We start from the raw sequence: 14213 nt of genomic DNA on the forward strand, positions 1-14213 counted from the left end.
ATGAGCGGACGTCACCGTCCTGACGGAGATCGACCCCCCACAGGAGGACACGTGACCGGTCCGTCGACCCGTCTGATCCGGCGCACCCCGCCGCGTTCGCGCGCCGCCCTGCGCACCGCGCTGCTCGGGACGCTCACCGCGTGCCTGGCGTTCACCGTGGCAGGGCCCGGAGGCGTCGGCGCCTCCGCTGCCGACGGTGACGCGCTGCCGCTGTCCGGAGCGACCACTTCCGGCCTGCACAACACCTACGACCCCGCCTCGTTCACCTACCTCGCCCAGGGGCTGGACACGGGCACGTCGATGATCGAACTCGACGTCTGGGACGACTTCTTCACCCAGGAATGGAAGGTCAGCCACTCCAACCCGACGGGCAACAGCAACAACTGCGTCAACGCGTCGTCCCCGTCGCAGCTGTACACCGGCGGCGCGAACAAGGACCTGGAGAGCTGCCTGGACGACGTGCGGGTGTGGCTCGGCGCCCACCCGGGCCACGGACCGCTGTTCATCAAGCTGGAGATGAAGGCGGGCTTCCAGGCGACGTTCGGCATGAGCGCGGCCAAGCTCGACCAGTCCATCAGCGCGCACCTGGGCAGCCTGGTCTTCAAGCCGAACGACCTGCTCAACAAGCCCGGGGGCGGCCAGTACGCCACGCTCGACGAGGCCGCCACCGCGGGCAACTGGCCCACGCGCGCGCAGCTCGCCGGGAAGGTGATCCTGGAGGTCATCCCGGGCACGGTCGAGGAGTCCAACCCCACGGACTCGCTGTGGACCGACCAGGAGTACGCCGGCTATCTGCGCGACCTGCACAGCCAGGGCAAGACCGCGCAGGCGAACATCTTCCCCTCCGTGCACAACGCCCAGGCGGGTGACCCACGTTCGCGCTACTCCGACACCTCGCTGCGGCCGTGGTTCGTGGCGTTCGACGGCGATGCGGCCACGTACCTCAACGGCAGCATCGACACCAGCTGGTACGACACGCACCACTACCTGCTGTTCATGACAGACGCGCAGAACGTCCCGCCGGCCCTCGACGACACCAACCCGTCGGTGGCCGACGCGCAGGCCCGGGTCGCCCAACTGGCCAAGGCTCACGCGACGGTGGCGTCCAACGACTGGCGCGGCCTGTCCCCGGTCCAGTCCATGGTGGTGCCGCGCGGCTGAGCCGCGGCCCCGGACGGGACGTCCGGATCGTCCGGTGCCCGCGGTCGGTGGGGATGCCGACCGCGGGCACCGGCATGTCGGCCCCACCCGGGACGGGGGACGACCTCAGCGCGCCCCGGTCGGGCTGAGGTGCACGGCCGCCAGCTTCCAGCGGCCGTCCTCCTCGACGATGGTCTGCGTGACGCGGAAGTGGCCGTCCAGGTCGCGTCCTTCGTAGACGCTCTGCTGCCCCTGCACCCCGACGGCGACGGCCGCGCCGCCGTACCGGCGGACCGTCACCTCGGACCACGCGAAGTCGTCGTGGACAAGAGCGCCCGAGGCGTAGCGGTCGAGCCAGCGCTGCTTGTCCAGGACGAAGCCGAGCGGGCCGACGGCGGTGAAGTCGTCGGTGAGCAACTGCCGCAGCGCCTCGACGTCGCCGCGGCGCTCGGCGTCGGCCCAGCGCCTCGGGAAGTCCGCGAGTTCCTGCGGGTGCGTGATCATGCCTGGTCCCTCCGTCGCGGATGCCGGTGGCGTGTCTCCCGCAAGGGTCCCGCGCCCCCGCGCCGAGGGCATCGCCCGGCGGTATGCCCCGGCGGTACTCCCGCGGGAGTAAGGCGGGCGGCCGCACGCGCCGAGCGGCCGGCGGCGACGCGGAACGACGCGCACCCGGGCGGCCCGGCTCACGACAGGGCGTGGCGCCCCCCAAGGCGGCGCGGCCCGGAACCAGCTCGCTCAGGACGCCCGCCCACCCCGGGCACGACGTCCCGTCCAGGCCGCACGGACACCCGCCCCGGACAGGCCGTCCCGTCCAAGGCCGCAACGGCCCGCGATCAGGCCGCCAGCGACGCCCGGTCGCCCATGACGATGACCGGATGGCCGGCCGGCGTCAGCGTGCGCAGCAGCTCCACCATGTGGGCGGCGGAGACGCTGACGCAGCCGTGGGTCGGGCCGCCGTGGTCGACGTGCACCCAGATGCCGCCGCCACGACCGGCGCCGAGCGGCTGGGATCCGTCGAGCGGCGAGGTGCCGGGCACCCGGTTGTAGTCGATCGCGATGACGTAGTCGAACGCGTCGTCCAGCGGCTCGCCGTCGAAGCCGGTGCCGCCGGCCCGGAACCGGGCCGAGTGGTGGTAGGGCAGCTTGGAGCCGGGATCGGCGTCGAAGCCCCCCGCGTCGTGCAGCGTGAAGACGCCGATGGGGCTGTGCAGGTCCCCGGCGTGGTGGCTGCGCGTCCAGCCGTGCAGGGCGTTGTGGGCCGGCCAGGAGGCACCGGCGTGCCAGTGACCGTCCTTGGTGCGCGTCCACAGGGTCACGACGGCGTTCGAGGAGTTCTTGGACGCGCCGGACGCGACCAGCACCTGGGTGCTCGCCGCCGGGATGGCCGCGCGTGTCTTCGGGCCGAGTCCGGGTATCGCGAGCGGCAGTTCGGTCCTGCTGCCAAGGGCACCGGGACCCGCGGGGGCGTGGGTCGTCGCCGACGGCGGTGCGGCGGCCTTGTGGCCGCCGTCGGCGGCTGCGGCAACGGTGCCGCCCTGCCGGCCGAGGACGACGTATCCCGCGCCGAGCGCCGCGAGCCCCACGGCACCCGCCGCCGCCATGATCACGCCCTTGCGGGCGGTACGACGGGACTGCCGGAGCCGGTGCCGGCCACGGCTGGGTGCGGAGTCGCGCTGCTCGAGCGCTTCGGTCGGAGCGGAAGTCATCGCCGACGATCCTTGCAAACAGACCTGCCTGTGCCGGTATCCGACCCCCGTAGACGCCCGATTCGCCCCACACATCACATTCGCGGCAGGGCCGTTCGGGTGAGTGACCGTGAACTCCCGCTGACGCCGGGCCACGCGGCGCCCCCCGGAGAGCGCGGTCCCGCAGGGGCCTCAGCTCTCCCCGAAGCCGAGCCGCATGACCACGCGGCGCGGCGTGGGACGGCTCACCTCGGTGAAGCCCGCGGCGGCGAACGCGCCCGGCGTGCCGACGTGCAGTTCCCCCCACGGCACGTCCGCGCCGGGCTGAGTGACCATCGGGATACCTCGACCGCCCGTGCGCCGCGGCGGCGGGCGAAGTCGGCGGCGGCCCGGGCGAGGACGTGGGTGGCCCCGGTACGGCGTGCCGGGGCGCGGACGACGAAGCAGGTGACCGCCCACACCGAGGGGTCGTCGCGGTCCTCCTGGCGGCCGGCCCAGGGGATGCGCGTGCCGCGGAGCTTGGGGTACGCGGTGCGGGGTTCGACCGCGCACCATCCGACGGGCTCGCCGTCGACAAGGGCGACCAGGCCGCTGGTGGCCGCCGCGCCGGGCTGCCCGCACTCGGTCTGGGTCCGCAGCCGGTGGGCGCGCTCACCGTCGTCCACCTCGCGCCACTCCGGGGTGGGCGCCTTGAACCGCTGGCAGAAGCACAGGCCGCCGTGGCAGCGCGCGGTCCCGAGGACCAGGGTCAGGTCGTCCCAGGTCACCTCGTTCGCCGGCACGACGGTGATCCCGTCCTCGTGCCAGGCGCCGGATGCGCCGTCCCGCGTTCCGGTGCGCGGGTCCGCCGCGGTCTCGTCCGTCCTGATGCCGTCGTCCATGGCCGCGATTATCGCCGCGGCGGACCCACGGACCGCTGTGCGGCCCTTGCGTCTCCACCGAGGGGATACAGCACAGTGGAGGTATGGACGACGAGGACCCGGCCGGTGACGGCCCGTTGTACGCGATCGGCGAACTCGCCCGGCGCACCGGCCTGACGGTCAAGACCGTCCGGTTCTACTCCGACCGCGGCATCGTGACGCCGGCCGCCCGCACCGCGGCGGGCTACCGGCGGTACGGCGCCGACGCCGTCGCACGGCTGGACCTCGTGCGGACGCTGCGCGAGCTGGGTCTGGATCTGGCGACCGTCCGCCGGGTGGCGGACCGGGAACTCCCGCTGTCCGAGGTCGCCGCGACGCACGCCGCGGCTCTGGACGTGCAGATCCGCGTCCTGCGCCTGCGCCGCGCGGTCCTCGCGCAGATGGCACACCGTGGTCTCGATCCCGAGGAGTTGACGCTCGTGCACCGGCTGGCCCGCCTCTCCGCCGACGAACGCACCCGACTGGTCGGGGCGTTCCTCGACGAGGTCTTCCAGGAGCACGCCGCCGACCCGGCGTTCGGCGCGGCCGTGCGGTCGCTGACGGCCCAGTTGCCGGACGACGCCGAACCGGCCAGGGTCGAGGCGTGGGTGGAACTGGCCGAGCTCTCGGGCGATCCGGGATTCCGCTCCCACATGCGGCGGCTGGTCGCCGAGGAGGCGGCCGAGCGCGATCGGCGGCTCGGCGGGGCTCGGGCGGTGCGGCCCGATCTGGCCGCGACCGTCCAGGCAGTCGTCGCGCCGGCCGTGGCGGCCGGGGTGGAGCCGGGGTCACCGGAGGCCGAACCGTTCGTGCGGGCCCTCACGGCGGGCTGCGCGGAGTTCCTCGGCGCAGGACCGGACCCCGCCGCCCCTTACGCCCCGGATGGCCCTGACGCCCCTGACGCCGACGACGGCCCGGCCTCCGAGTGCGGCGGCCCCGGCGGGGGCGCACCGGCCACCGGCCCGCACACGCGCCTCCTGCTCAGGCTGCGGCAGCTGAACGACCCCCGCCGTGAGCGCTACGTCCGGCTGCTCGCGGTCGTCAACGCCTGGCCCGCGCCGCGGAGTCTGGCGCCGGTCCTCGACTGGTCGCTGCGGGCGCTCGCCCTCACGCCTCCTTCAGCAGAGCCTCGGTCAGCTCCTGCGGGCGGCTGAGGGCCATCAGGTGGCCGCCCGGCAGTTCCTCGACCTCGATGCCGAGCCGCTCGCCCACCACGCGCCGCTGGAAGTCCGCCGGGAAGAACCGGTCGTCGGCGCCCTGGATGAAGCGGGTCGGCACGCTCGGCCACTCCTTCAGCGGCCAGGGCTGGGCGAAGACACCCGAGGGCGGCCCGCCGGGCGCCGCCGCGAACGCCTCCTCGGTGACCGCGGCCGGCACGTCGTGGAAGAAGTCGGTCCGGAGGTCGAACTCCGCGTCGGCGCCGTGCCGTCCCATCGCCTCGGCGCGGGCGGCCCTGGCCGCCGGCTGTCCCGTCGCCCCCCACCACTCCCCCGCGGTCTCGCCGGGGCGCGGCACCATGGCGTTGACCAGCACCAGCCGGTCGACGTCCATCCGGCCGCAGACCAGCGGCGCGGAGAAGCCGGCGAGCGACGCCGCGACCAGGACGAGCGGCCGGCCCGCACGGTCCTCGCGCCCGGCGGCGGCCAGGGCGTCGGAGGCCGCGGCGGTGATCGCGTCGGCGAAGGCGTCGAGGTCGGCGGAGTCGTGCGACGGCAGGTCGAGGGTGACCACGTCGTGGCCGTGCGCCCGTAGTGCGGGCGCGACCAGGTGCCAGTACCAGGCACTGCCGTCGGCGCCGGGGACGAGTACGAAGGTCGCCATGTCAGCCGTCCTGTCCTGTCGGGTGTGCCGGACCGCGAGCCGGGCTGGCTCGCTCGCCGTCCCGGTTCACCGGGTGCGATGCGGCGGCCGGACCGCGTGGACGGCGCGGACGCACCGCCACGGGTGCCGAGGAGAGCCATCGTGCCACCCGGCACCGACAGTCCCCGCTCGCACACCCCGCCCGCCGCCCGCAAGGCCGGCCGGCTCCACGGGACGCCCGACCGGCCCGCCCGCTACGTGTAGACGGCGTCCAGCCAGTCCTGCCACCGCTTGCCCGTGCCGGCCGCGTCCGCGTCCGCCGCGAAGTCGTGGACGGACACGCCGACGGTCGCGCCGAAGTGGTTGCGGCCGAAGAGGCGGTACATCGCGTCGGCCGTGCGCAGGCCGATGAAGTACCGGTTGCGGTAGTCCAGCACAGCCTCGGCGGGCGCGTCGGCCCCCGGCAGCCGGACCTGGACGGTGTCGCCCTCGGCGGCCGTGCCGTCGAGACCCAGGGCGCGCGCGGCACGGTCGAGCGCGTCGGGCGCTCCGGCGGCGGCGCCCGCGGAGTCGGCCCCGGAGTAGACCGCGGAACGCCCGCGGAAATGGACCAGGTACTGACGCAGGGTGTGCAGGTAGAAGTCGGTGTGCCTGCTCGCGCCGTCGTACTGGTTGTCCCAGTCGTCGACGATGATCCCGCTGTGCACGTACCGCACCCACGCGCCGCCGCCCTCGCGCGGCTCGATGAGGTGGTCGAGCTGGTTGAGGGTCTGCCGCGGGCCGCCCTCCGCGCCGGCTCCTTCGGGCGCCTCGGTCCGGCCGGTGAAGCGGTGCGGCGGGTCCCAGGCGGTGACGGTGCTCCCGTAGGGTCCGGCGCCGCCCTCGCGCGGTTCGTACTCCATCGGCCACAGCCAGCCGGCCGTGCCGGTGGTGACGGCGTCCCACACCTCCTCCGGGCTCGCCTCGACCTCGAACTCGCGGACGATCTCGAACGGCTCGGGCATGGCTCAGCTCTCCTCGCGGCGCGGCGCGTAGACCACGTGGTGGACGCCGGAGCCGAACATCTCGGACTTCACGACGGTCAGCGGCATCGTCGGCAGGCCGTCCTGGAACAGCTTCTTGCCGCGGCCGACGACCACGGGGTCGACGAGCAGCTCGATCTCGTCGACCAGGCCCCTGGCCAGCAGCCACTGCACCAGCGTGGCGCTGCCCATGACGGTGATGTCGGCGCCCTCCTGCTCCTTCAGGCGCCGCACGGCGCCCTCGACGTCCTCGGCGATGACGGTGGAGTTGGTCCAGTCGGCCTTCTCCAGGGTCGTGGAGACGACGTACTTGGCGACACCGTTCATGTGGGCGCCGCCCGGCTGGTCGGCCATCGCCGGCCACGCCTCGGCGAAGCCCTCGTAGGTGACGCGGCCGAGCAGCAGCGCGTCGGAGGCCGCCATCTGGTCGCCGACGGTGCGGGCCATGTCGTCGTCGAAGTACGGGCCGTGCCACTCGAAGGGTGACTCCATCACCCCGTCGGCGGTCAGGAACTCGCTGACGATCAGCTTCCTCATGGCGTTGCCTCGATCTCGTTCGGCGCCGCGTCCCGCGGCTTGACGGTGGGGTGCAGGGCGACGACGACGCGGTGCGGACGGCCGCCCTCGGCGTCGTCGTCGTGGTACTTGGCGACGAGCGCGCCGACGCCGCGGGTCAGCTCCTCGACGAAGGCCGCGCGGTCGGCGGCGGAGGCGAAGCGGACCTCGCCGTCCAGGGCGTAGGTCGCGACCCGCTGCCGGGCCCGGTCGGCGCCGGTGATCAGCATGCCCACGTCCCTGACGAGGCGCGCGGCGACGGCCAGCAGCCAGCGGGCCGAGAGCTGGTCGCGGAAGCGGGCGGGGTCGGGCTGGACCGCGGCCAGGGCTGTCGGCGAGATCACGTACGAGGCGGCGGTGGCCCGCATCAGGCGCTCGGTGACGTTGCCCTTGCGGCGTTCGCCGGCGAGTTCGACGAGGCCGTGCTTCTCCAGGGCGCGCAGGTGGTAGTTCACCTTCTGCCGCGGCAGGCCGACCCGCGCGGCCAGCATCGTCGCCGAGGCCGGGCCGCCGGCCAGTTCCGCCAGCAGGCGGGCCCGGATCGGCTCCAGCGAGACGGCGGCCGCCTCGGCGTCTTCGATCACGCTCACATCCAGCATGGCTCCACCGTCGCACCGAAAACTTTTTTTGTCCAGACGGGACGGTTTTTCGGCTGGGGAGGGCCGGCCGGGTGTGTGCGGGCTCGGGTTCGTGGGTGACGGGGGTCGTGTTCGCCCGGGCCCCTGGTCGCCCGGGGGCGCGGCCCCACGCTCACGACGAGGCGTCCTCGGGCCGCTGGACGGCGGCTTCGTGTGAGGTGAGGTGGGCCAACAGGTGATGGTGTGTCGGGTGGGCGTGATATGCAGGTGCGTCGGGGGGCAGTGTTGGCACGGCCCTGGGGAGTTGACGCGAAGGGGCCGTCGTATGCCGTTGATCCGCCGTACCACCGCCGGGGCCGGGCGGCCCCTACTGCCGAGGTGGGGACGGAGCAGCAGGGCCTGGATCGACCGGAGTCACGGCGACGAACGGGTGGAGCTGCTGCGGAAGGCGGCGGCGAACGGCGACTGGCCCGGCGTGCGCGCCGTGCTGGACGCGGCGCTGGACGGCGTGGACCTGACCTGGCTGGTCGAGGCCGTGATGACGGTCGGCGGCGTCGAGACCTGGATCCCGGCCGTGGTCGAGGCCGAGCCGGACGCGGCCCTGCCGTTGCTCGTCTCCGGCGCCCGGCACATCGAGTGGGCCTGGGAGGCCCGCACCCGGAAGATGGCCAAGTACGTGTCCAAGGAGCAGTTCGAGGTCTTCCACACCCGGCTGCGGGTCGCGGAGGGCCAGCTCTACGCGGTGGCCGAACGGGCACCGGAGTGGGTCGCGCCCTGGTACCTGCTGCAGATCAGCGGCCGCGGGCTCCAGGTCGGCCAGGCGGTCGCGCAGCGCCGTTTCGAGGCCGCGGTGCGCCGCTCCCCCGGTCATCTGGCGGCCCACCGGCAGCACTTGCAGCAGGTGTGCCGCAAATGGAGCGGCTCGCACGCCCGGATGCACGCCTTCGCCCGCGAGGCCATGCTCGGTGACGTCCCGGGCGGCCCCCTCGGCGAACTCGTCGCGATCGCGCACCTGGAGCAGTGGCTCGACGAGGACGGCGACGTGGACGCCCCCGCCGGCAGCGGGTACATGGGCCGTTCGGCGGTCGTGCTGGAGCTGTACGAGGCCGCCGAACGTTCGGTGCACCACCCGGACCACGTGCGGCACCGCGACTGGACGCGCGGCTTCAACACGTTCGCGCTGGCCTTCGCGCTCGCCGGCGAACGCGACGCCGCCGCCGACCTGTTCCGGGTGCTCGACGGCAGCGTGACCGAGTTCCCGTGGATGTACCTCGACGGGCAGGACCCCACCGTCCCGTTCCGCACCTGGCGTTCCCGCGCCGGAGCCTGAACCCCCCTTCCCGGCGGCTCGCTCGAGCCGTACCCCCCACGCCGTCCTGACCGTCCCACCATCAGAAGGCCTTCACCGGTGTCAGAAGCCCAGACGACGCACACCTTCCAGGTCGACCTGCGCGGCCTGGTCGACCTCCTCTCCCACCACCTGTACTCCAGCCCCCGGGTGTACCTGCGCGAGCTGCTGCAGAACGCGGTGGACGCGATCACCGCGCGGCAGGCGCTCGACCCGAGGGCGCCCGCGCTGATCAGCGTGCGGACGGACGAGGACCGGCTCACCGTCACCGACACCGGGATCGGGCTGACCGAGGCGGACGTGCACCGGTTCCTGGCCACCATCGGCCGCAGTTCCAAGCGGGACGCCGGGGCCGGGGCACCGCAGGACGAGGCGCTGAACGCGGGTGCGGGGCGGAGGCAGGGTCCCGGCGTGGTGCCGGACACCGCGCTGGCCGACCGCCTCGCCGCCGGACGCGCCGACTTCATCGGCCAGTTCGGCATCGGGCTGCTCGCCTGTTTCGTGGTGGCGGACGAGATCACCGTGACCACGAGGTCCGCGGCCGATCCGGCGGCCCCGGCGGTGGAGTGGCGCGGCGGTTCCGACGGGCGGTACGCGATCCGCACGCTGCCCGACGGTGCGGTGCCCGAGCCCGGCACGACCGTCACGCTCGTCCCCCGGCGGGACGCCGCCGAGTGGACGCGTCCGGACCAGGTGGTGGCGCTGGCCCGGCACTACGGCGGTCTGCTGCGGCACCCGGTCGACGTCAGCGACGCGCACGGCGGGACCACGCGCATCAACGCCGCGCCGCCGCCGTGGCAGGTACGGCACGGCTCGCCGCAGGCCCGGCGCGAGGCGCTGACCGAGCACTGCCGCACCACCTTCGGCTTCACGCCGCTGGACTCCATCGAACTCGACCTGCCGCTGGTGGGGTTGAAGGGCGTGGCGTACGTCCTGCCGACCTCCGTGCACCCGTCGCGGCAGGCGGGCCACCGTGTGCACCTCAAGGGCATGCTGCTGTCCGACCAGGCGCACGAACTGCTGCCGGACTGGGCGTTCTTCGTCCGGTGCGTCGCCGACGCGGACAGTCTGCGGCCGACCGCGTCACGCGAGGCGCTGTACGAGGACGAGACGCTGGCGGCGATCCGCGAGGCGCTGGGCGCGCGGATCCGCGACTGGCTCACCGGCCTGTCCGCGAGCGACCCGGCGCTGCTCCACCAGTTCATCGCCACCCATCACCTCGCGGTCAAGGCGCTGGCCCGCTACGACGACGAGTTGCTGCGGCTGCTGCTGCCGTGGCTGCCGTTCGAGACCACCGACGGGCAGGTAACGCTGGACGAGTTCGCCCGCACGCACCCCGTGGTGCTGGTGACGCAGACCGTCGAGGAGTTCCGGCAGGTCGCGCCGATCGCGGGGGCCGCCGGGCTCGGCGTGGTCAACGGCGGGTACGCGTACGACCGGGACCTGGTGCACCGGCTGCCCGAGGTCCGGCCCGGCTGCTCGGTGGTGGACCTCGACCCGGCGACCGTCACCGCGCACCTGGACGCGGCGGACCCGGCGGCCGAACTGGCCGCGGCGGGCTTCCTGCACATCGCCCGCGAGGTGGTCGCGCAGTTCGACTGCGACGTGGTGCTGCGCAGCTTCCACCCGGTCAGCGCGCCGTCGCTGCTGCTGGACAACCGCGAGGCGCGCCACGAGCGCACCCGCAGCGAACTGGCCGACAGCACGGGCGGGTTGTGGGCGGACATCCTCGGGTCGCTGCGTTCGGACGTGGCCCGGGCCCAGTTGGTGCTGAACCACCTCAACCCCCTGGTACGGCGCGCCGCGTCGATCTCCGACCGGGAGCTGGCGGTGACCGCGGTCGAGGCGCTGTACGGGCAGGCCCTGCTGCTGACCCGCCGGCCGCTGCGGGCGTCGGAGAACGCTCTGCTCAACCGGGCCTTCATCGGCCTGCTGGACCACGCGATGCACGAGCCGCGGGAGGAGTCGCTGTGACGGACACACCGGAGGCCGTCTTCGAGGCGCTGCGGGAGAACAACGAGCGCCCCTACGGCCGGCAGCGCACCGTGCGGGCCGAGGAACTCGTCCAGGCCGCGGAGCAGTTCGACGACAGGGGCGCGCTGGTGACGGCCCTGTTCGAGCTGATGTCCGCCTACACCTACGCGGGCGAGGAGCGGAAGTCACCGGTGGTGTTCGCCCGCATCGTGCAGATGTGGGACACCCGGCCGGAGGACTTCAGCGAGTGGGAGGAGCACCAGCTCTACTGGCGCTTCAAGTGGGTCACGAACGCGCTGATCCAGGTCCCGGACGTGCCGCTGACGGCCGTCGAGCGCTGGAACGACGAGATGCGCGACCGGTACGCCAAGGCCGGCCACGGTCTGCAGCCGGTCCACGCGATGCGGCACCTGATGGCCCGGCACGTCGGCGAGGCGGGCGATCCGGCCGTCGACGCCGCCTACGACCTGTGGGTGACGCGGCCGCGGACCGAGTTGAGCGACTGCGAGGCGTGCGAGACGCGGGAGCGGGCGCTGCACCATGTGGCGGCCGGTGACGACGAGCGCGCGCTGGCGGAGTGGGAGCCGGTGCTCGCCGGTGAGCAGACGTGCCTGGAGGAGCCGCACGTCAGCAAGGCCAACGCGCTGCTGCCGCTGCTGCGGTGCGGCCGGACGGACGAGGCCCGCTCGCACCACCTCGCCGGTTACCGTTTCGCGCGCGGCAACCCGGACATGGGCGATGCGCTCGGCCTGCACCTGGAGTTCTGCGCCCTGTCCCGCAACGAGGGCCGCGGCCTGGAGATCCTGGCCGAGAACCGGGGCGCGTTCGCGACGTCCGGCGCCCCGCTGGACCGGCTGGGCTTCCTGACCGGTGTGGAGGTGCTGCTCGCACGGCTGGCCACCGAGGGTCACGACGCGCTCGCGGTGGCGGGCCCGCCCGGACGCGAGTGGACCGTCGACGAACTGCTGCGGCACGTCAGGGGCGAGGCGAACGCGCTGGCCGCGGCGTTCGACGCACGCAACGGCACCCCCGCGGTGAGCCGGCGGCGTGCGGCACGGCTCGGGCAACAGGTCCTCATGGACGTCCCGTTGGCGCTCGGTCTGCGGGCCGCGGCGGCCGTCCCGGTCGTCACCGCCCGGCCGCCGCGTTCCGAGGCAAGCGGCACGGTGATCGGGGCGGTTCCGGACTCCTTCGTCGAACTGGTGGCTCGGGCACGCGAGTTGACCGTCGTCGGGCGACCGGACGCGGACGTCCTGTGGGACCGCATACGCGCGCTCACCGAGGACGCGGGCCACGCCCACGACGAGGCGGCCGGGCCGGAGATCGTGCTGCGGGCCGAGTTGACCGAACGGGAGGCCTTCCAGGGTTTCGAGGACGAGGACTGGCCGCGCGCGCGGGCGGTGATGCTGCGGGCGGCCGAACTCTTCGAGGAGGCGGGCGCGCGGGACCGTGCGGCCGCGGCCCGTGCCCGGGCGGCCACCGCTCTGGCCGCCGCGGCCGAGGAGGCGGACAGCCCGAGCGCCGACGACCTCGCCACGGCCCGGACCGAACTGGACGCCGAACTGCAACTCATGAGCGAGCTGTTGGCGACCACGAGGGCCGATGCCACGGACGGTTCACCGCTGGGTTCGGCCACGGCTTCGAGCACGGGTGCAGCCACCGCTTCGAGCACGGGTTCAGCCACCGCTTCCGCGGCCGGTCCGGCGAGCGGCACGGCGACGAGCCCCGCGTGCGGGGCGGCCACGCGGCCCGCCGCGCCGGAGCACGACCGCTACCTGGCGGTGCTGCAGTGCGACGCCATGCTCACCAGCCACGCGCTGGTGGCGGAGCTCCCCGAGCCCTCGGCCGCGGTCGTCGAGGCCTTCGAGGCGTCGGTGGAGCGGCTGCTGGCCGAGTCCGAGCGGCTGGAGTCGCCGTCCCGCGCGTCGGCGGCCCGGCAGTACGCGGCGAACATCGCCGCCCGCCGCGGCCGTTTCGACGACGCGGTGCGGGACCTGACCGTGGCCCTGGAACTGGTGGAAGGCGCGGGTCAGCCGTGGCGGACGCCACGCCCGCTCGCGCTGCTCGCGCAGCTCAAGCTGCGGTCCGGCGAGGCGGAGGAGGCGCTGCCGCTGATCCACCAGGCACTGTCGACCGTCGCCCGCTGGCCGGACCCGTCGCTGTCGCTCGGGCCGTTCCACGCGCTGCTCGGTCATGCGTCGCACGCCCTCGGCGACACGTCGGGCGCGGTACGCCACCTCTCCGAGGCCGCGGACCGGCTGGACCGCGAGGGCGCCGAGCAGCACGCCGCCGAGGTCCGGCTGGAGCTCGCCGACGTGCTGGAGGGGGACGGCCGGGGCGCCGACGCGGTGGCGGTCCTGGAGTCGGCCGTGCTCGGCGACACCAGTGGGCTCGACCACCGCCTCGTCGCCCAGATCCGGCTCAACCTCGCGCGCAGCCTCGCGGCGCTCGGTGAACAGGGGGCCGCCGCAGAGGAGTTCGTGCGGCTCGCGGACACGGTGGCCACCTGGCAGGACGACCGCTTCACCCACACGATGGTGGCCTGTGAGGCGGCGGGAGCCCTGGCCAAGGCGGGCATGCGCGAGGCCGCGGCCGCGGCGTACGAACGGGCCGTCGCCGCGCACGCGGAGGCACCTCGGCCCCACCACATGGTCTCGATGATGCGGGAGTTCGCCCGGCTGGCGGTGGCCGGGGAGGAGGGCGCGGGGCTGCCCGAGGCGCTGGAACACCTGGCGCGGGCCGACGCGGTCATCGCCACCGTCCCGGAGGACGGCGGGGACTTCGCGCACTGGTACCACCGCGGCGCGGTCCACTACCAGCGCGGCCGCTGCCACGCCTCCGCGGACGCCTACGCCGAGGCCCTGGCCGAGATGGAACGGGCCGTGACGGCGTACGAGGCGGGCGGCCGGGAGGGCGAGCGGCCACGCGCGGAGGCCGTGCGGGTGGCTGCCCTGCTGGAGGCCAACGGCCTGAACGCCGTCCCCGCCGCGACCGCCCGCCTCACCGCCGCGATCGCCCGCTGCGAGGCCGCCGGCTTCCCCGACGCCGCGGCGACGCTCGCCGCGGTGCGGGACGGCCTTGGCACGGGGTGACGCCGAGGCACACCTCGGGCCGCAGCCGTCCGTCCGCCGCCGACCCGCACGCCCGCCGGGCGGGTCGGCGGTCCGGCGGCGGTACCGGCCCGCGCGAGCACGGCCTTCGGCAGTGCGGCG

The 14213-nt window shown here is 74.4% G+C and carries 12 protein-coding genes; 5 read left to right on the plus strand and 7 right to left on the minus strand.

Going from position 1 to position 14213, the window contains the following annotated elements; genetic code table 11:
* The first annotated feature begins 51 nt into the window (after positions 1-51).
* Positions 52-1161, plus strand: a complete 1110-nt coding sequence (locus K7862_RS09700; RefSeq protein ID WP_308011921.1) for a phosphatidylinositol-specific phospholipase C domain-containing protein — start codon at positions 52-54, stop codon at positions 1159-1161.
* 105 nt (positions 1162-1266) lie between these two features.
* On the opposite strand, the gene K7862_RS09705 is transcribed toward K7862_RS09700, so the two are convergent.
* The 3 genes from K7862_RS09705 to K7862_RS09715 all read right to left on the minus strand — a co-directional run bounded on the left by K7862_RS09705 (position 1267) and on the right by K7862_RS09715 (position 3706).
* Positions 1267-1644 (minus strand): nuclear transport factor 2 family protein, encoded by a 378-nt coding sequence (locus K7862_RS09705; RefSeq protein ID WP_222962051.1) that lies wholly within the window; start codon positions 1642-1644, stop codon positions 1267-1269.
* A gap of 329 nt (positions 1645-1973) precedes the next feature.
* Positions 1974-2846 carry a L,D-transpeptidase family protein gene (locus K7862_RS09710; protein WP_262412910.1) on the minus strand — a complete coding sequence of 291 codons (873 nt, stop codon included), beginning with the start codon at positions 2844-2846 and terminating at the stop codon, positions 1974-1976.
* A gap of 224 nt (positions 2847-3070) precedes the next feature.
* Positions 3071-3706: a GNAT family N-acetyltransferase gene (locus tag K7862_RS09715; RefSeq protein ID WP_222962052.1), complete on the minus strand. Its 636-nt coding sequence runs from the start codon at positions 3704-3706 to the stop codon at positions 3071-3073.
* A gap of 83 nt (positions 3707-3789) precedes the next feature.
* Between K7862_RS09715 and K7862_RS09720 the strand changes: the two genes are divergently transcribed.
* The gene (locus K7862_RS09720; RefSeq protein WP_222962053.1) at positions 3790-4878 is read left to right on the plus strand and encodes a MerR family transcriptional regulator; all 1089 of its coding nucleotides are present in this window, start codon (positions 3790-3792) and stop codon (positions 4876-4878) included.
* On the opposite strand, the gene K7862_RS09725 is transcribed toward K7862_RS09720, so the two are convergent.
* The 4 genes from K7862_RS09725 to K7862_RS09740 form a co-directional block, all read right to left on the minus strand.
* Positions 4832-5545: an alpha/beta fold hydrolase gene (locus K7862_RS09725; RefSeq protein WP_222962054.1), complete on the minus strand. Its 714-nt coding sequence runs from the start codon at positions 5543-5545 to the stop codon at positions 4832-4834. The two genes, K7862_RS09720 and K7862_RS09725, sit on opposite strands and share 47 nt — an antisense overlap.
* 233 nt (positions 5546-5778) lie before the next feature.
* Positions 5779-6528 (minus strand): SRPBCC family protein, encoded by a 750-nt coding sequence (locus K7862_RS09730; RefSeq protein WP_222962055.1) that lies wholly within the window; start codon positions 6526-6528, stop codon positions 5779-5781.
* Between the two features lie 3 nt (positions 6529-6531).
* Positions 6532-7083, minus strand: a complete 552-nt coding sequence (locus K7862_RS09735) for a dihydrofolate reductase family protein (protein WP_222962056.1) — start codon at positions 7081-7083, stop codon at positions 6532-6534.
* A complete protein-coding gene (locus tag K7862_RS09740) occupies positions 7080-7700 on the minus strand; it encodes an ArsR/SmtB family transcription factor (protein ID WP_222962057.1) in 621 nt (206 codons plus the stop codon). Before K7862_RS09740 ends, K7862_RS09735 begins: the two co-directional genes overlap by 4 nt.
* Positions 7701-8004: 304 nt before the next feature.
* Here K7862_RS09740 and K7862_RS09745 point away from each other — a divergent pair, with 304 nt between their 5' ends.
* The 3 genes from K7862_RS09745 (at position 8005) to K7862_RS09755 (ending at position 14093) form a co-directional block, all read left to right on the plus strand.
* Complete coding sequence (locus tag K7862_RS09745; protein ID WP_222962058.1) at positions 8005-9009, plus strand: hypothetical protein; 1005 nt, start codon at positions 8005-8007, stop codon at positions 9007-9009.
* Positions 9010-9087: 78 nt separating this feature from the next.
* Entirely contained in the window at positions 9088-11001 is a 1914-nt protein-coding gene (locus tag K7862_RS09750; RefSeq protein ID WP_222962059.1) for an HSP90 family protein, read from the plus strand.
* On the plus strand, positions 10998-14093 hold the full coding sequence (locus tag K7862_RS09755; protein ID WP_222962060.1) for a hypothetical protein: 3096 nt from the start codon (positions 10998-11000) through the stop codon (positions 14091-14093). Before K7862_RS09750 ends, K7862_RS09755 begins: the two co-directional genes overlap by 4 nt.
* The last annotated feature ends 120 nt before the right edge of the window (positions 14094-14213 follow it).

The organism is Actinacidiphila acidipaludis (assembly GCF_019890725.1).
Taxonomy (GTDB): domain Bacteria; phylum Actinomycetota; class Actinomycetes; order Streptomycetales; family Streptomycetaceae; genus Actinacidiphila; species Actinacidiphila acidipaludis.

Excerpts from the sequence above, each read along its gene's own strand:
- K7862_RS09705 (WP_222962051.1), bottom strand. The coding sequence starts at position 1,644 with ATGATCACGCACCCGCAGGAACTCGCGGACTTCCCGAGGCGCTGGGCC.
- K7862_RS09745 (WP_222962058.1), top strand. The coding sequence starts at position 8,005 with ATGCCGTTGATCCGCCGTACCACCGCCGGGGCCGGGCGGCCCCTACTG.
- K7862_RS09715 (WP_222962052.1), bottom strand. The coding sequence starts at position 3,706 with ATGGACGACGGCATCAGGACGGACGAGACCGCGGCGGACCCGCGCACC.
- K7862_RS09725 (WP_222962054.1), bottom strand. The coding sequence starts at position 5,545 with ATGGCGACCTTCGTACTCGTCCCCGGCGCCGACGGCAGTGCCTGGTAC.
- K7862_RS09730 (WP_222962055.1), bottom strand. The coding sequence starts at position 6,528 with ATGCCCGAGCCGTTCGAGATCGTCCGCGAGTTCGAGGTCGAGGCGAGC.
- K7862_RS09740 (WP_222962057.1), bottom strand. The coding sequence starts at position 7,700 with ATGCTGGATGTGAGCGTGATCGAAGACGCCGAGGCGGCCGCCGTCTCG.
- K7862_RS09720 (WP_222962053.1), top strand. The coding sequence starts at position 3,790 with ATGGACGACGAGGACCCGGCCGGTGACGGCCCGTTGTACGCGATCGGC.
- K7862_RS09735 (WP_222962056.1), bottom strand. The coding sequence starts at position 7,083 with ATGAGGAAGCTGATCGTCAGCGAGTTCCTGACCGCCGACGGGGTGATG.
- K7862_RS09710 (WP_262412910.1), bottom strand. The coding sequence starts at position 2,846 with ATGACTTCCGCTCCGACCGAAGCGCTCGAGCAGCGCGACTCCGCACCC.